Below are 18,138 nucleotides of genomic sequence, written 5' to 3'. Positions count from 1 at the left end.
TAACAGATATTTCTTTTTAGTGGTTCACTCTTTGAGCCAATACTGCAGAAAGAAAAAGCCTTCACAAGGAAGGCTTTTTCTTTAAGTCATCATGCATCAGCTATTTTCAGCCGTGCGACGCACACTTGAAATGGTGCCTGCACCACCTGCTTCGAGCCAGTCTTTAATCGCTTGAGCATCAGTGACACGCGAGTTTGCATTGGCAGAATCAAGCAACACAATAATTTTTGGCGCGCCATTAATAAAGGCTTGAATCACTACACACTTACCTGCTGCAGTCAATGTACCTGTTTTTTGGAGTCCAATGTTCCAGCCCATGTTGCGAGAAATTAGGCGATTGCTGTTATGATAAACCAATTGGCGGCCAGATGGCGTATAAACAGTAGCTGACTCAGCGGTAGAAAGCTGACGAATCACTTTGTACTGAGAGGCTGCATTAACCATCTTCGCCAGATCCATAGCAGATGCTTGATTAGAGGCAGACAAGCCGCTTGGGTCAACAAATCGAGCACCACTCATACCAAGCATAGACGCCTTGGCGTTCATTGCTTGAATAAAGGCATATAGCCCACCTGGATAAGTACGACCCAACGCGTAAGCTGCACGATTATCCGAAGACATCAATGCCAACAAGAGCACATCTCGACGCGTCAAAGTCGTCCCCGTCGCCAGGCGTGATGAACGATAATGCATCGCATCTTCTTCATTAATGGTAATGGTTTCGCTCATATCCAAACCTGCATCCAGCGTAACCATCGCGGTCATGAGTTTGGTAATAGACGCAATCGGTAACTGTGAATGTGAGTTTTTGTCATACACGGTTGTCCAGCTATTTTGATCAACCACCAGCGCAACACTCGCACGCAAGCTCAATGGATCATATGCTTGATCTAAGCCGTACTGGCGCCCATAAGAAACGCGGCGTACAACAGGTGCAGGTTTGGCCTTAGCCACATTCACTTGTTTGGCAGAAGCAACGGGCTTGGCTGTTTTACTAGCCGCAATTTTTTTTGTTTCTTTCGGTTTAACTGCTGCGGCTTTATTTGACGTTTTAACCACTGCTTTTTTCGCTGCAGCTGCAGGTGTTTTCGCTGACGGCTTGTTATTGGTTTTGGCTGTTGCAGGCAAAGCCAAAGTCAACGCAAGAACTGACACCACAGAAGTAATGGCCAGTTTATTATTTAGGTATTTCATGTTGTACTCCATGATTTAAGTCTGATGACCCAATTGAATATGCTATTGGGACAACTACTAGTGGGAAATACTATTTTTATGTTCACTCATTGCGTTTCAATCGCTAAACGAAATACAGCTCATAAACCAAAAATTGTTCCACAGAATTTAAAAGTTTGTTTTTTATGCAAAAAACAAGGAAGATAGAATGACAATAATAATGTTGAGCATTCCTAAAAACCACCTTTGATTGGAACGAATGTTACGACAAAATCCTTTAAAAATCAAACAGTTTTACTCTGTTTATAAAGGTAATTCCTACAAAAACATTGCGCGAGCACCATAAAGCAACAAATTATTAGTTTTTGTCAATCTCGTTGGTCACAAGAAAATATAAAAACAAGCTCGGCAAGATTCGGTTAACCAACACCTGAAGTCACAGCTTCTGTAGAGCGACATACTGAACATCCAAAATCTCAATCACATCCACGCCATCTGGCAGGCGAACGCGAACTTCATCGCCGACACGCGATTTCAGCATGGCTCTGGCAATAGGGCTGTGCCAGCTCACCCAGCCACGCGCCGTATCCACCTCATCTTTTCCAACAATCACCACTTGGTGCTCGCATTCATCCGCTTCACGCCAATAGGTCACCGTCGCGCCAAAGAAGATTTGCTCGCCGTGCTTTTGTGCTGCAGGATCAATCACTGCAGCATTCTCAAGTGACTTAATCAAAAAACGAATGCGACGATCAATTTCTCGCAAACGTTTCTTACCATACAAATAGTCGCCGTTTTCTGAACGGTCGCCATTTTTGGCTGCCCATGAAACCACTTGAGTGACTTCTGGACGCTCTATTTCAACCAGATTTGTCAACTCAGCACGAAGCCGTGCAAAACCTGCAGGCGTCATATAGTTTTTGACTGGTGCTGCGATTTTTGATTCAGACATTGGAGATGATTACCATAACTAAAAGTGCAGATTCTACCGCTGTTTCTAAAACAAGACAGCCAATTGACTTCTTTGACGAAAAATCCACAGGACGCTTGTCGGATGTCACAACTTATGTGATAATGAGCGGCTTTTTATTTTAGGCGTGTGATTGGGTTAATGGCTGATAATTTTTCAGCGGCTCAATTGGCTGCCACTTAACCCGTAAGGATACATTATGAAACAAGGCATTCACCCTGATTACCGTGAAGTGGTTTTCCACGACATGTCTAACGACTTTAAATTCGTCACACGCTCAACTGTTAACACACGTGAAACCATTGAGTTTGAGGGCAAAACTTATCCGCTGGTTAAGTTAGAGACTTCTTCTGAATCTCACCCTTTTTACACAGGCACACAAAAAATCATCGACACCGCTGGTCGCGTCGAGAAATTCCGCAGCAAATACGGCTCGCGCACGCCAGCTACCAAAGCTGCTGAGTAATCGTTTCGTACCCATGAGATTGGGCAGCATTATGTGCATCCATAAATCTCATACAAAAAGGCAGCTTGACGCTGCCTTTTTGCTTTTAGCTTGTCAATTTTCAATACCACATGCCACCTAACATCCCTACACCATTGCGCCTGAATCAGCAGGATGCTGCCCTCTTGCCGCGTCGTTTTATGTTGCTCATGGCTTTGCTTTATATCATTCCAGGTTTAACTTGGCGCGGCTTGTGGCGTCAAGAGGCGGGTAGTTTTGGGGTCATGCTGACCATGGCTGATGGTGCGCTATCAGATTGGTTAATGCCCAATGTTGCAGGGATGCTTGTCACCGACGTCGGTCCTTTGCCTTATTGGATTGGGGCGATTTTTATCAAGATTTTTAGTGGTATTTTTAGTCCATTCCATTCTGCTCAGATTGCCATCGCCTGCCAAGATTTTTTCAGTATGACGTTACTTTGGAGTGCGGTCTATCGACTGGGCAACCGTGACGAGGTCCAGCCACAACGTTTGGCATTTGGCGGCGAACCGATGGCAAAAGACTATGCGCGCATGTTAGCCGACTCAGCTGTTTTATTGATGATCGCGACCTACGGTATCGCAGCGCACACCCATGATATCAGTGAGGGCGCTACCGTTTTGATGGCTATTTTACTTTGGCTCAACGGTGCAGTGGCCAGCTTAACTCGACCACTGACCAGCCGTTGGACATGGGCGGCAGGATTAGCTGCTCTGGGCTTAACTTTGCCTTTATCTTTGTTTGTGTTTTTTGTGGTGGCGACGCTGGGCGTATTGTTTTTTGTTCATTGGCGCGACACGAGCCTGCAGACGTCGCCGGTTGTATTACTATTTGGTTTAGGCTTTCCGATTGCTTGGTATCTTGGTGCAGCACAAGACGGAGAGTTTTTTCAATTATGGCTTGACCAACAACACTTCGCCCCGCTCTCGTCAAAGGACATGGCATTCTTTGGACGTAATATTTTTATATTCACTTGGCCCATTTGGCCTTTGGCACTTTGGTGTCTGTGGCAATGGAAAATGCGCTGGCAAAGCCCCATGATGGCACTGGGCATTCTACTGTTGCTCGTCCCTGCCCTACACCTTCTCATCGCAGGACAAAGATTCGAAGAATCCATGTTGTTTTTCACACCAGGACTCTTGGTTTTGGCTCCTTTTGGTCTGGCCACACTCAATCGTGGACGAGCCAACATCATTGACTGGTTTTCATTACTGACATTTTCTGCACTGATTCTAACCATTTGGTTATTTTGGATGACCGCGTGGATTGGTGCGCCTTCCCAACTTTCTGAAAACATTTATAAACTGGCACCAAACTTTGAAATGGCATTCAAATGGTGGCCATTTTTGATTGCCATTGTGATGACTATTGCTTGGTTAACCATCTTACGTTGGCGTTTGTATTTTCAACCACGCGCGATTTGGAAATCAGTCGCTCTATCATCGAGTGGTTTGGTCGTGGTGTGGGTATTGCTCGCTACACTTGCCATGCCTTGGCTTGACGAAACACGCAGCTACGAAAGCACTGGCCAATCACTGGCTGCACAACTGCCTGTCCAAACCACTTGTGTCCACGGCAATGACTTGTCATTGAACACCAGAGGGGCGATGCGTTATTATGCCAACGTGCCTTTTGTGTCTATGCGAGAGGCTTTCAAAGAGGTTCGTTGTCCATATATTTTGAGCACAGCCAATGCCCTTGCCGCAAAGAACATTGACATCAAACAGGCTAATTTTGAGCTTGATGGTCGACGATGGTCTCAGGTTTGGTCTGGCGAGCGCCCTGTCGAACGCAAAAACCCCCTAATACTACTTCGTCAAAATTAACGTTCATCCACTTTGTTTTCAAAAAATTCTTTTCAAAACCTCGGAGCACACCATCATGACCCTCATCGCCCAAGAAGACTTCATCAGTTCCATCGCCGATGGATTTCAGTACATTTCGTACTACCATCCAGAAGACTACATCAAAGCCTTGGCCAAAGCCTATGAGCGCGAAGCTGCTCCCGCGGCCAAGGACGCAATTGCCCAGATCCTGACCAACAGCCGCATGAGCGCTGAAGGTCGCCGCCCGATTTGTCAAGACACAGGCATCTGCGTTGTATTTCTCAAAATCGGTATGAATGTGCGTTTTGACAGCAAAATGACCGTTCAAGAAATGGTCAATGAAGGCGTGCGCCGTGCTTATTTACACCCTGACAATGTCTTGCGTGCCTCAGTTCTCGAAGATCCAGCAGGCAAACGCCGCAACACCAAAGACAACACACCCGCTGTCGTCCACATCGAACTTGTTGCTGGCGATGAAGTGGATGTCGTCGTCGCAGCCAAAGGTGGTGGTTCAGAAAACAAATCAAAAATGGTGATGCTCAATCCGTCCGACTCCATCGTGGACTGGGTGCTCAAAACTGTCCCCACCATGGGTGCGGGTTGGTGTCCTCCGGGCATATTGGGTTTGGGTATTGGCGGCACGCCTGAGAAAGCAATGTTGTTGGCCAAAGAATCGATCATGGCGCCAATTGATATGTCTGATTTGTTGGAGCGCGGCCCATCCAATCGCATCGAAGAATTACGCATTGAGCTTTATGAAAAGGTCAATGCACTCGGCATTGGCGCACAAGGATTGGGTGGATTGACCACCGTCTTGGATGTGAAAATTTTAGATTATCCAACTCATGCAGCATCTTTACCTGTCGGTATGGTGCCCAACTGTGCCGCCACACGTCACGCGCATTTCACCCTCAATGGCAGCGGCCCTGCAGTACTCACACCACCGTCACTCGACACATGGCCAAACGTCAACTGGACGCCAGACACCGAAAAAAGCCAACGAGTTGACCTAAACACACTCACGCCAGAGCAAGTTGCGAGTTGGAAACCCGGTCAAACACTATTACTCAATGGCAAAATGCTGACTGGCCGCGACGCGGCACACAAGCGCATCGCCGACATGCTCGCCAAAGGCGAAGCTCTACCCGTGGATTTCACCAATCGTGCCATCTACTACGTTGGCCCTGTTGACCCTGTTCGTGATGAAATCGTTGGACCAGCAGGCCCTACTACCGCGACGCGCATGGACAAATTCACCGAAATGATGCTAGCTCAAACGGGCTTGACCGTCATGATTGGTAAATCTGAGCGTGGCCCAGCGGGTATTGACGCCATCAAAAAGCACAAAGCTGCCTACCTCATGGCAGTCGGCGGTGCTGCTTATCTCGTTTCAAAAGCCATTAAAGCAGCCAAGGTCGTCGGCTTTGCGGATCTGGGAATGGAAGCGATTTATGAGTTTGATGTCGTGGACATGCCCGTCACGGTCGCCGTTGACTCAAACGGGGTATCCGTGCACGAGACAGGCCCCAAAGAGTGGAAAGTCAAAATCGAGCAGCTCAAGACATCTGAAGCTTAATCACCAATCAAAAAAGCCGTGTTCATGACAACACGGCTTTTTCAAAATTGTCTTTACCCGAAACCATCGCGCAACGAAAACCATAAAACGCACCATGCTCTCATTAGAACTTGAACTATCAAGCAAAAGCGGGTAAATTTTCAAAAGTATTTTTAAACAACTAAAACTCTGATTAGAGGGGACATCCGATGAACTTTGACGACGCCATCGCCGCGCTGACGCTGACCAATGAGCAACTCACACAAGCACGTGACGAACTCGCTGCAAACATTCACAAAGGCTTGAGTCAAGCAGGCCAACAAATCAAGTCTTTACCTGCGTATTTAAAATTGCCCAAACAGAATTTATCTGGCGAAGCGTTCATTTTGGATGCAGGCGGGACAAACGTGCGCGCGGGACACATCAAGATGACAGCCGACACCGTCGAATTCATCAATGGCCCGTTGGCTGACAAAACCCTGATGTTTGATGCACAGATTCCCGGCAATGTTTCCGCTGATGAGTTTTTTAACCGACAAGCGAGCTTATTAAACAAGCTCTCACCACCACCTGAATTCAACTTGGGCTACTGCTTCTCATACCCCAGCGAAAACAAACCAGACGGTGATGCATCACTCATCAACTGGACAAAAAACATCAACGTTGACGACGTGATAGGCCAATCTGCGCGTGCCCTGCTCACGCAAGCCATCACAGCGCAAGGCCATACAGCCCTGAAAACCCCCGTTTTAAACGACACAGTCACAGCACTGATTGCGGGTGCATGGATGTCGCCTGATTGTGATCAATATTTGGGTTTGATTGCAGGAACGGGCATGAATGCAGCGGGATTTTTTCGCACCACTCAAATCACCAAACTCGCCCCCGACATCGCCGCTCGGTGGGGACAAGATGAATTGATGGCCGTGAATTTAGAGCTTGGTAACTTTCACCCAGCTTGCCTATCACACTATGACGACGAGCTTGATGCAGACAACCCCAACGACTCGCCGGGTCGCCAGCGTTTAGAAAAAGCCGTCAGTGGCCGCTATTTGGCCAAAATCTACGGTCGGATCGTGGGCCGCGAAGCCTGCATGGCATTGCCTGACGGCTTGGATTTTGATCCAGAAGACAACGAAAACACCCATGCAGGTCACGTGACGCAGTTACGCCGCTATCAAGGCCCAATGTCTCATGTCGCCATTGCTCTCATTAATCGCTCCGCAGATCTCGTCGCCGCCGCGCTCGCAGGCGTCATCAAGGCACAAGATCTACCCACAGACAAAGCCCAAATTGTCGGCATTTTGCCCGAAGGTTCGTTATTTTGGTTGACCAACGGCTACCCTCAACGTGTCGAAGAAACACTCACGCGATTGATTCCCGACAACGTAACCGTGCGCATCATGCAAAACGACACTGGCGTTGATGCCAACTTCATCGGTGCAGCCACGGCAGCATTGAGCATGTGAGTTTTCATCACCAAAAAACACCCAATGGTTATTGGGCGTTTTTTTGTTATCTGGCATTGGTCAAAGGCGCACCTTGATGCCACGTTGATGACTCGCTAACGCCGCATCAATCACCTCGCAAGTCACCACCGCTTCACTGGCGAGCACAGGTGGTTCGCCGTTGCCAGATATAGCACGAGCCACTTGCACATAAAAATACGGCCATTGCCCCACCCCAGCTTGAGTTCGTGTTTCTGACTGCAACACTCCGTCGAGCAGACGACCACGCGCCGACTCTGATTCGGTTTGCCAATCGATCTGTATTGGAATCTCACCCGCACGAAGTGGGACTTCCTGAGGGTCAAAGCCGCTCTTAAGCCAAGTGCCTTGTCGGCCAAATACCTTAAACCGTGGTGCCCCGCTGGCTGCATCGCCGAGGCTGCTGAACACCGAAGCGCCCAAAGTCACATAAGGATAACTTGAGTCGTTTTTACCCAAAACCAGCTCGAATCCATCATCAATCTGCGCACCTGCTCGCTGTTGCAGCAAGGTGCAAAACACCCAATCAGGTCGACCAAACAACTGCAAAGCTTGGTCAATCAAATGCGGCCCCAAGTCATAAAGCATCCCCGCTCCAGCGACATTGTGCTCGCGCCAGCGGTCTTTGACCACAGGATTATAGCGGTCAAAACGCGCCTCATAACGCACCACCTCGCCCAGAGCATTTTGTGACAACAACCCACGCAAAGTCAAAAAATCCGCATCCCAACGCCGATTTTGAAACGGAATCACCCACCGCCCAGATGCCTGAGCCAAATCAACGACCTGTCGAAACTCATCTGCCGTCAACGCCACAGGCTTATCCACCACCACATGCCGCCCAGCCTGCAAAGCCTCAATCGCTAACGGCGTATGACTCGCGGTGGTACTCGCCACAACCACCAGCACCGCATCAGGTTCAGCACTCAACGCCGCACTCAAATCATCACATAGCAAAGCTTGAGGACAATCCGCACGCACCTGAGCACGGCGCTCCTCATCTCGCGTCACAACCGCAGCCACCTCAATACTCGCCGCTTTGAGCAAAGGCACATGAAACACCTTACCCGACAAACCATAACCCACCACAATCGCCTTCATTGCCACTCCTTCAATTTTATCAATAACAAAATCATACCGCTCAACTCATACCCGTACATCACCTATAAAAAAACCAGTGCCCATTCGCACTGGTTTTTATGTCAGACCAACAAGCTTTCTTAAATCTCCACCTGTGTCCCCATTTCCACCACCCGATTGGGTGGGATTTGGAAGTAATCCGTTGCACGTACCGAATTGCGCATCATGAGCGCAAACATCCGTTCACGCCAAATGGCCATGCCTTTGAGTTTGCTTGGAATCACGGTTTCGCGGTTTAAGAAAAACGAGGTGTCCATCATCTCCAGATTGAGGTTTTGGTGGGCGCACAAACCCATAATTTCGGCCATAATCGGCTCGTCTTTAAAGCCATAGTGACCATTGACCACATAGACATTATCTGCAATTTCATCAATGTGGATTTTCGCCTCATCAGCAATATAAGGCACATCCTCAGTGTGAATACCCAAAAACACGATTCGTTCATGCAATACTCGGTTGTGTTTCAGGTTATGCAATAAAGAATTGGGTACATTACTCAAATCAGCATGCATGAACATTGCTGTGCCTTCCACCCGTGTTGGTGGATGCTCAAGCAGGCTTTGCATGAAGGGAACAAGCGGTAAGTTCACGCCTTCCGTGCGGTCGTGAACCAAATCTTTGCCTCGTTTCCACGTCATCAACACAATGAATATCGCCGCCCCCAACACCGCTGGGAACCAACCACCATGGGTGAACTTAATCACATTCGCACCAAAGAACATGCCATCAACCACGACAAAAGCAGCAAACAACAGCCAAGCCACAGGTTTTGACCAGCGCCACACAGTCAACATCACCACCAAAAGCAAAACATCATCAATCAACATCGTCGTGGTCACTGCAATGCCATACGCCGCAGCCAGATTGCTCGATGTTTTAAAGTACAACACCGCAAACACCACCAATGCCCACAAAAACCAATTAACAAATGGCACATAAATCTGCCCTTTTTCTTTTTCATTGGTATGAACAATCTTTAATCGTGGGCAATACCCCAGCTTCATTGCCGCACTGGTAAGCGAAAAAGCTCCCGAAATAACCGCCTGCGAAGCAATAATCGTTGCCAAAGTCGCCAAAATCACCATCGGTAAAACACCCCTGCTTGGCACCATCATAAAAAAGGGATTTTTTGCCCCCGCGACATCAGACAAAATAAACGCACCCTGCCCAAAGTAGTTGAGCATCAAAGCGGGAAACACCAAAGCGTACCACGCCAAGATAATCGGCTTACGCCCAAAATGCCCCATGTCAGCATAAAGCGCCTCGCCACCAGTGACCACAAGAAATACTGAACCCATGACCATCAAGGCTTTTACCTGATAATCCATAAAAAAACTCACCGCGTGGTGCGGACTCAATGCAGCCAAGATCGCAGGGTTTTGAATAATATGATAAACCCCTAAAGCCCCCAAACTCAAAAACCACAACGCACAAACGGGCCCAAATAGCACACCAATTGCTCCTGTGCCATGCTTTTGAATCAAAAATAACCCCGTGATGATAATCAAAGCAATCGGCAAAATGTATTCATGCAGCGAGGGCGCGACAACCTCAAGCCCCTCGACTGCAGACAATATCGAAATAGCGGGCGTAATCACCGAGTCACCATAAAACATGGATGCCCCTAAAATCCCCAGAACCAACACCCAGCGATACTTTGCATTACCTTCCTTGCCACGCAACGTCAAAGCCATCAGCGCGAGAATCCCACCCTCACCTTTGTTATCAGCCTTCATGATGAAGGTGACGTATTTGATGGACACCACCAAAATCGCCGACCAAAACATCAATGACAAGACCCCCATGATGGTGGCTGCATCAGTGGTTAGGCCGTAATGCCCGCCCAGACTCTCTTTCATGGCGTACAGAGGACTCGTACCGATGTCACCAAAGACAATACCCAACGCACCGAGAGCCAAAGCATGCAAGGCTTGTTTGTGCGGATCGTTAATTTGACTCATGAATCACCTTTATCCTTATAAATACGTGAAGCGCACGAGAAGTAAATCATGCTTTTCGTGCGGATAGCTTATGACTGTATTGACTGCACCAGTAACTGTTTGATGTCTGCTACCATTTTGACAGGCTCTGTCAATGGTGCATAGCGCTTGACTGTACGGCCATCTCTGCCAATCAAAAATTTAGTGAAATTCCATTTAATGCTTTGTGTGCCAAGCACGCCAGGTGCTTGGGATTTTAGCCATTGCCACACAGGATCGGCTTGTTTCCCGTTGACACTCACCTTCCCCATCACAGGAAAGGTCACCTGGAAATTTTTGTCACAGAACGCACCGATTTCATCCGAACTTCCGCTCTCTTGACGCCCAAACTGATTGCATGGAAAGGCCAAAACGCTTAAGCCGCGCTCAGCGTACTGCTCGTAAAGTTTTTGCAATTGCGCATACTGAGGTGTGAATCGACATGCACTGGCTGTGTTGACAAACAATACCACACGTCCCTCGTATTGCGACAGCGATTCAGGCTCATCAATCAGGTTTTTGACCGTAAAGTCAGTGATTTTAGGCATACTTATCCTTGGGTTATTCCGTTGCAGTTATGACAGCCAATTGGGCATCGGCTCAATCACCCGCCCTGCATCCAAAAGCTTTTGGTAATGTTGGGCAAAGGTAAACATGCCCTGCTGCGCTTGAGTTTGCATCAAATTGGATAACTGTGTTTCTTTATTTTCTTTAATGAGGTTGCGCACGGCGGGGTTGGCAATCAGCGTCTCAAAAATGGCCACGCGCCCCTGCTCTGAAGCGTTGGGCGCACTCGCCACCAATCTTTGCGCCACCACACCAATGAGTACAGAAGCCAGTACATGCCGAATAAAGGATTTATTGGACTCATCAAACACATCAATCAAACGTGTCGTTGCATTTGTCGCACTCGCACTGTGCAGCGTTGCCAAAACCAAATGACCCGTTTCCGCTGCCCTCAAAGCCATCTCAATACTCGCCAAATCACGCAACTCCCCCACCACAATCACATCAGGGTCATGACGCAAACAGTCATTCAAAGCATCGGCATAGTGATCGAAATGTTGCGATTTTTGAGATTGATGAAACAAGCTTTTACCCTGTTCGTGCACGAACTCGATCGGGTCTTCCAGTGTCACGACATGGGCAGCGTAGTTATGATTCATGTGCGCCAACGTGCTGGCCAATGTGGTTGATTTGCCGCTACCTGTCGGACCTGTAATCAGCACCAAACCATGCGAGAACGGAGATAATTGACTCAAAAATGCAGGTGCTCCCAACTCAGCTAAGGTGGGTACTTGCGAGGGCAGTAAGCGAATCGCCAAAGACAATCCATGCAAGCTAAAATAAGCAGTGATGCGGGTACGTAAAGCCAGATTAACGTCGAAATAAGAGAAATCCAGCTGTCGCTGCATCCCAAGGACGATGCGTTGCGCTTCGTTCAAGCGTTGCCACAGCCAGTCGTGTAAAGCCTGAGGCGATGACTGAAAACCGTTGAGCAGCACCAGTCGCCCTGCGCTACGCACATAGACCGACGATGATGCGGCATCCATGTGCACATCACTGGCAAATTGCTGCTGCGCAGCATGTAAAATAGCGGTTAAGTCCATGAGTCTTGTAAGGTCAGTCCGTGTTATGCTTGGCATCACTGCTTTTAGCGAAATGCAAACACTCTGCACTGCCCTGTATTGTCACAATCCGTCCATTATTCTCTTATATTTTGATTATGTCAAACGCCAACCCCTGCCTTGTTACCACTTATATTGAGCGATTAGAGCAAGTAAAAAGCCAGATTTCATCGGCGTGTCAGGCTCACCATCGAGTGCCTGCCAGTGTTTGCCTGATGGCGGCGACCAAAACGCATGCTGTGCCTGTGATTCAGGCGGCTTTTGAAGCAGGAATGCGTGATTTTGGGGAAAACTACGTACAAGAAGGCGTGGATAAAATTGTTGCTTTGCAACAACTTTTACCCAATCACTCAGCACACTGGCATTTTATCGGTCCGATTCAGAGCAACAAAACCCGTCTGATTGCCGAGCACTTTGACTGGGTACACAGTGTTGACCGTCTTAAAATCGCGCAGCGTTTATCCGAGCAACGCCCAGAAAATCAGCCTGCTTTGAATATTTGCCTACAAGTGAACATCAGCCACGAACCAAGCAAAAGAGGCTGTACGCCGTCAGAAGCTCTAATGCTCGCTCTCGCAGTCAGCCAAATGCCTCATTTGCGTCTACGTGGCTTAATGGCAATTCCAGCCCCCTTAGCTGAATCAGCCAGCGAGCAGGAGCAGCAAGCACCATTTCTCGCGATGCACACACTGTTTAACCAAATCAAATCCACATTACCAAACAATACACAAGCCCACTTTGACACGCTGTCCATGGGCATGTCTGCCGACTATCAGCATGCCATTGCCGCAGGTTCGACCATGGTGCGTATTGGCAGCGCATTATTTGGCGAACGCACTTAAAGGAAGACAGAACCAACAACTGGCTCATTCTTCCGTATTTCCAATCACTCAAAAGGAGGCTCCCATGAATCCACATATCGCATTTTTAGGCGGCGGCAACATGGCCAACGCCATCATCGGCGGCATGATTAAACAAGGCTTTAACCCTTCCCTTCTCAGCGTTGTTGAGCATAACGCAAACACACGAGACAAACTCACAGAGCAATTTCACATCAGCTGCCACGAGTCAGTCAGCACAGTACAAAACGTTGACATTTGGGTGCTCGCCGTCAAACCACAAAACATGCGGGACGCGCTCACAGACCTCACGCCACTACTGCACACCAAACAAATGCTCGTGAGCATCGCCGCAGGTCTCACCACCGCCACCCTGTCTTCATGGTCGGGCAATCACAGCAAAATCGCCCGCACCATGCCAAACACGCCTGCCATGGTTAGTCAAGGCGTGACTGGTATTTTCGCACCCACCAGTGTGTTTAGCACTGATGAGCAAATCGCTCTGGACAACATATTTAAAACCATCGGCAGCACCGTCTGGCTCGATACTGAGTCACAAATAGACAGTATCACCGCTATCTCAGGCAGCGGCCCTGCTTATGTGTTTTACATGATGGAGCATTTAGCCGCCGCTGCGGTCGAGCTTGGCTTTGATTCAGCGACGGCGGATTTGTTGGTCAAACAAACCTTTGCAGGCGCTGTGGCTTTGGCCAATACCAGCGAAGACAGCTTAACCACTCTGCGTGAAAAGGTCACATCAAAAGGCGGCACAACCGCCGCTGCACTTAATGCATTCTCAAGCGATGGCATGGATAAAGCACTTCACCACGGCACACAAGCAGCTTGTGAACGTGCGAAAGAGTTAGCTGTTGAACTGGCTAAATAAATATTGAAGGGACTCAAGACAAAACACGCGGTTGTTAAACCGCGTGTTTTGTCTGACTTATGAATAGTTATTTGGCGATTTAGGGTGACTTAAACGATGAAATCACCATTTTTTGTACCAGTCGAGCAGACCAACCTGATAGATTCACCGAATCTCCCAATTTGAACTGCGCTTTTTCGAAGCGGGTATCACCAGAACGAACCAAATCACCAAAGTTCATACTCACCTCAAAATCGCCAATTTTTGTATTGTGAAGTGCCAGTTGCTGAGCGGCATTCTCTTCTGTGGTGTACGGTAAATTGATCAGTAAATACTTAATATTCATGTTGGTTAATGATAAATTGGCAGGCTGATTAGCCTTAATAGTGAGCTCAGGCACACTCATCCCATCAACTGAGTGTACTCTCAAGTCTGGCTGCCCGTCTTTGGTCGTAGCAATGCGAATCTCTTTCACCGAGCTTGGTAAAGTCAAAACATTATCGAAAGCATAACCTGAACCGTTGATTTGCAAAACGCCGTTGTTGATTCGCCCTGTATAAGTTGAACCCTCTGAACCTCTTTCTGTTTTAAGCGTGGCTCTACCGACAGCAGCATCTGAAAACTCGATATTCAATCCACTTTCAACATTGATTTCCACAACACGCACACCGTAAACGTCGAAAGACTCATTAACAATTTCTGAATTCGCGGCATATTGTTGATGATTCCGCCACGACCCCGAAATCAGCATGGTACAAAAAACCATCGCCACTGTCGCTGCGAACACCACCCAACCTTTTTTGACTGTGTGCGCCATCATGCCACCTCACGTTCTTTTAGGTGAAAAAATGCCGTCACCCACAACATAATGGGCGTACCGATCCAAAACATGAATACAGCTGCCATTTGCCACCAGTCAAGCAACTGGCGTTCTTGACGCTCATACCAAAGTCCAAACAATAGCTCAGGTGATGCGCCTGTAATCGCAATGAGTAATACAAAGCCAACAAACAATAAAAATGCTGCCAATACCGTTTTAAGCATCGGTAAGCGTTTAAAAAAGAGACTCCCTCCCACACAAAACGCCTGTACGCTGATAAAGCCCAAAGCCAGTAATCCCTGAGTAATACGAATATAAAACGCATCTTTCGCAGCCGCATCGCCTAAAGAGAAAAAAGGTATGAACAATGCAAAATCCTCTGGCTCATATACGTTGTATTCGCTAGGATTGGCTTGCACATCAGCCAAACGGATGGCTTGTGCGATTTTCACCATGGGGTAATTGCACATCGTATAAATCACAGTGTACATCAGCGGATAAAACAATACCGCCATGACAAAAGCCAGCAAGATTTTTTCAAACACCGAAGCAGGCCGCATCAAGATCAACAAAACCGACTCCTGACGCGACAACGCCTCAAAATGCCGCGCCGCAAAGATTGCACCCGTCACAAATAACCCCATGTAAAAGCAAATCATCTGCCCCTCGTGCCTGAACGTATCCTCACCCACGGTTGCAAAAGCCATTAATGCCATCATCAAATACACAATGATGCAGACGCCAAAAAACCACAGATACGATTTCGAACGCTCAGCCCAATGCGCACGCCACAGTCGGCCAAACCGCGCTGTATCAAAAACTGCACTCATGCTGTTCCTCCCTTTGTTGAAGTCGTACCAGCAAAGTTGTTTAACGCTTTGAGCACGCCTTCTTTTTGCAAACTCAGTGCTTTATAAAGCAACTCAAGATGAATCGGTAATGCCTGACCACTATGATTGGCTGCCACATAAGCCACCTGCTGCCCTAAATGCTCTTGATAAATCACATCAGATAGCTGGCCAATGTCATCAGTCACACCCATGCTCAAGGCACTCTGCAAGGTCATCATATCCGCCGCCAAAGCCAGACTCCCCCCATCGACAAACAGCACATGACTCATGAGACTTTCTAAATCATGCGCTTGATGTGTACTAATGAGCACGACACGCGAAGCATGCTCTGCACGCGCCATAATGATTTTAAACTGAGCGCGCCCCAAAATATCCAAGCCATTGGTCGGCTCATCCATGAGCAAAATCGGGGTATGCGTCGCCAGTGCAAATGAAATCACCGCTTTTTTCTTCTGCCCCAGACTCATCGATTCAAAACCTTTGTCGGTCGGAATCTCGAAAATCCCTGCATATTCCTCAAAATGCGCTTTCGAAAAATTCGGATAAAACGGTGACTGTGAATCGGCCAACTGTGCCAAGGTAATATTGGGCAAATGAAACTCTTCGGGCACGATGTACACTAGTGCCAAAAAGTCAGGCGCACGGCGACTCGGCTCATGACCCAAAACCGACAATGTGCCGCCATGGGCAAACAACAAACCAGAGATGAGTTTGAGCAGGGTTGACTTGCCACTGCCATTGCGGCCAAACAAGCCATAAATCCCAGCATCCTGAATCGACAGTGAGAAGTCGTCGTACACGACTTTTTGCCCATATTCGAACGACAATTTTTTAATCTGAATCATGCACTCTCCTTTTAAGAACCTGCGACACATTGCTCGAATGTGTGCAGGCATCATAATGATTTTGTGTGTGGTGCTTGTGAAGTACGAGCAATGCGTTTAGTCCATTTTTCGGACTTGGTCTAATGCTTCATCTATTCGCTCAACGGCAATCACAATCAAGCCTTCGATTTTCTGTTTTGGTGCATTCGCTTTCGGAATCAAAGCGTGCGTAAATCCCAGTTTCGCGGCTTCCTTGAGCCGCTCTTGTCCACGCGGTGCTGGACGAATTTCACCAGCCAGTCCAATCTCGCCAAACACCACCAAACCAGCGGGCAAAGGCTTATTGCGCAAGGACGAGACAATCGCCAGCAGCACCGCCAAATCCGCTGCAGGTTCTGTGATTTTGACCCCGCCCACCGCATTGATGAAGACATCTTGGTCAAAGCAAGCCACACCCGCATGACGATGCAACACCGCAAGCAGCATCGCCAGACGATTTTGCTCCAAGCCCACCGACAATCGACGGGCAGCAGGGGCATGAGACGCATCGACCAATGCCTGAATCTCGACCAGCAAAGGCCGTGTGCCCTCTTGCGTCACCATCACACACGACCCTGATACCCCCGCATTGTGTTGCGACAGGAACATGGCCGATGGATTGGTCACACCCTTGAGACCTTTTTCAGTCATGGCAAAAACGCCAAGCTCATTGACCGCGCCAAAACGATTTTTGAATGCACGAATCAGGCGAAACGATGACTGAGTATCCCCCTCAAAGTACAAAACCGTGTCCACAATGTGCTCCAAAACTCGCGGGCCTGCCAAACTGCCTTCCTTCGTCACATGCCCGACCATAATCAAGGTCACACCTGTCGCTTTGGCAACACGGGTCAGTTGTGCAGCACATTCACGCACCTGAGACACCGAGCCAGGTGCAGCGGTCAGCTCACCCGAATAAATCGTCTGAATCGAGTCAATCACCGCCACTTCAGGCTTAAGCGTCTGCAAGGTAGCCATAATCGCTTCAAGCCCAATCTCAGCCTGAAACTGCATCGCCGCATTGGACAAACCGAGCCGTTGCGCCCGCAACGCAATCTGTGCCCCTGACTCCTCACCACTGGTGTACAAGACTGAACGTGTTTTTGACAAAGCTGCCAACGACTGCAACAGTAATGTGGATTTACCAATCCCGGGATCACCGCCAATCAAAATCACCGCACCTGGTACCAAACCACCGCCGAGGACTCTGTCAAACTCAGCAACCTCACTCGAAAAACGCGGCACATCCGCCGCATTGATATCAGATAAACTTTGCACAGACGATGCGGGTGCGAGCGAGGCGAAGCGATTAGCACTGGGCTTTTGTTCAGCGGTTTCTACCAGTGAATTCCACGTTTGACAGTGAGGACATTGCCCTGCCCATTTAGCGGTCACGCCACCACATTCGTTACAGACGTATTGGGTCTTGGATTTGGCCATGTTGGTGCTTTAACTTTTTAAAAGGAGAAAAATGCGGGAAAATAAAAATCAAAGAGTACCAATCATAAATAATTGGACATTTTTTGTGTCACCCAAGCACCATTTTACGTCAAAGCATGACCCAACAAAGGACACATGCACAAAAAAACGGCTATGCTTAGATCGCATCAGCCGCTTTATCGTACCCATCATTCAGAAATCTATTTTTTAAGTCTTTA

16 protein-coding genes are annotated in these 18,138 nt (G+C 48.3%); 6 read left to right on the top strand and 10 right to left on the bottom strand.

Annotated elements, in window-relative coordinates:
- Positions 1-96: 96 nt before the first annotated feature.
- Both IE082_RS00630 and greB read right to left on the bottom strand, forming a co-directional pair.
- Positions 97-1,194 (bottom strand): serine hydrolase, encoded by a 1,098-nt coding sequence (locus IE082_RS00630; protein ID WP_189490294.1) that lies wholly within the window; start codon positions 1,192-1,194, stop codon positions 97-99.
- A 415-nt stretch (positions 1,195-1,609) separates the two neighbouring features.
- Complete coding sequence (gene greB, locus IE082_RS00625) at positions 1,610-2,125, bottom strand: transcription elongation factor GreB (RefSeq protein ID WP_189490292.1); 516 nt, start codon at positions 2,123-2,125, stop codon at positions 1,610-1,612.
- A gap of 217 nt (positions 2,126-2,342) precedes the next feature.
- Between greB and IE082_RS00620 the strand changes: the two genes are divergently transcribed.
- The 4 genes from IE082_RS00620 (at position 2,343) to IE082_RS00605 (ending at position 7,477) form a co-directional block, all read left to right on the top strand.
- Complete coding sequence (locus IE082_RS00620) at positions 2,343-2,609, top strand: type B 50S ribosomal protein L31 (protein WP_189490290.1); 267 nt, start codon at positions 2,343-2,345, stop codon at positions 2,607-2,609.
- A 110-nt stretch (positions 2,610-2,719) separates the two neighbouring features.
- Positions 2,720-4,453, top strand: a complete 1,734-nt coding sequence (locus IE082_RS00615; protein ID WP_189490288.1) for a glycosyltransferase family protein — start codon at positions 2,720-2,722, stop codon at positions 4,451-4,453.
- Positions 4,454-4,508: 55 nt separating this feature from the next.
- Positions 4,509-6,029, top strand: coding sequence for a fumarate hydratase (locus IE082_RS00610; protein ID WP_189490286.1), 1,521 nt, complete (start codon positions 4,509-4,511; stop codon positions 6,027-6,029).
- A 188-nt stretch (positions 6,030-6,217) separates the two neighbouring features.
- On the top strand, positions 6,218-7,477 hold the full coding sequence (locus IE082_RS00605; protein ID WP_189490284.1) for a hexokinase family protein: 1,260 nt from the start codon (positions 6,218-6,220) through the stop codon (positions 7,475-7,477).
- 60 nt (positions 7,478-7,537) lie between these two features.
- Here IE082_RS00605 and IE082_RS00600 read toward each other — a convergent pair whose 3' ends face one another.
- The 4 genes from IE082_RS00600 to IE082_RS00585 form a co-directional block, all read right to left on the bottom strand.
- On the bottom strand, positions 7,538-8,596 hold the full coding sequence (locus IE082_RS00600) for a Gfo/Idh/MocA family protein (RefSeq protein ID WP_189490282.1): 1,059 nt from the start codon (positions 8,594-8,596) through the stop codon (positions 7,538-7,540).
- Positions 8,597-8,715: 119 nt separating this feature from the next.
- Positions 8,716-10,596, bottom strand: a complete 1,881-nt coding sequence (locus IE082_RS00595; RefSeq protein WP_189490280.1) for a potassium transporter Kup — start codon at positions 10,594-10,596, stop codon at positions 8,716-8,718.
- A 68-nt stretch (positions 10,597-10,664) separates the two neighbouring features.
- Positions 10,665-11,162, bottom strand: a complete 498-nt coding sequence (locus tag IE082_RS00590) for a glutathione peroxidase (protein ID WP_189490278.1) — start codon at positions 11,160-11,162, stop codon at positions 10,665-10,667.
- A 27-nt stretch (positions 11,163-11,189) separates the two neighbouring features.
- Positions 11,190-12,224, bottom strand: coding sequence for a type IV pilus twitching motility protein PilT (locus tag IE082_RS00585; RefSeq protein WP_189490275.1), 1,035 nt, complete (start codon positions 12,222-12,224; stop codon positions 11,190-11,192).
- 116 nt (positions 12,225-12,340) lie between these two features.
- Between IE082_RS00585 and IE082_RS00580 the strand changes: the two genes are divergently transcribed.
- Entirely contained in the window at positions 12,341-13,084 is a 744-nt protein-coding gene (locus tag IE082_RS00580; protein WP_189490273.1) for a YggS family pyridoxal phosphate-dependent enzyme, read from the top strand.
- Between the two features lie 64 nt (positions 13,085-13,148).
- The gene (proC, locus tag IE082_RS00575; protein ID WP_189490271.1) at positions 13,149-13,967 is read left to right on the top strand and encodes a pyrroline-5-carboxylate reductase; all 819 of its coding nucleotides are present in this window, start codon (positions 13,149-13,151) and stop codon (positions 13,965-13,967) included.
- Positions 13,968-14,046: 79 nt separating this feature from the next.
- On the opposite strand, the gene IE082_RS00570 is transcribed toward proC, so the two are convergent.
- The 4 genes from IE082_RS00570 to radA all read right to left on the bottom strand — a co-directional run bounded on the left by IE082_RS00570 (position 14,047) and on the right by radA (position 17,920).
- The gene (locus IE082_RS00570; RefSeq protein WP_189490270.1) at positions 14,047-14,766 is read right to left on the bottom strand and encodes a hypothetical protein; all 720 of its coding nucleotides are present in this window, start codon (positions 14,764-14,766) and stop codon (positions 14,047-14,049) included.
- Entirely contained in the window at positions 14,763-15,596 is an 834-nt protein-coding gene (locus IE082_RS00565; protein ID WP_189490268.1) for a hypothetical protein, read from the bottom strand. The genes IE082_RS00570 and IE082_RS00565 overlap by 4 nt, the downstream gene beginning before the upstream one ends.
- Positions 15,593-16,462: an ATP-binding cassette domain-containing protein gene (locus tag IE082_RS00560; RefSeq protein ID WP_189490266.1), complete on the bottom strand. Its 870-nt coding sequence runs from the start codon at positions 16,460-16,462 to the stop codon at positions 15,593-15,595. Before IE082_RS00560 ends, IE082_RS00565 begins: the two co-directional genes overlap by 4 nt.
- A 96-nt stretch (positions 16,463-16,558) precedes the next feature.
- Positions 16,559-17,920, bottom strand: a complete 1,362-nt coding sequence (gene radA, locus IE082_RS00555) for a DNA repair protein RadA (RefSeq protein ID WP_189490263.1) — start codon at positions 17,918-17,920, stop codon at positions 16,559-16,561.
- Positions 17,921-18,138 lie beyond the last annotated feature (218 nt).

It is taken from the genome of Formosimonas limnophila, from assembly GCF_014652675.1.
GTDB classification, from domain to species: domain Bacteria; phylum Pseudomonadota; class Gammaproteobacteria; order Burkholderiales; family Burkholderiaceae; genus Hydromonas; species Hydromonas limnophila.
This window is presented reverse-complemented; position numbering and strand designations above follow the sequence as displayed.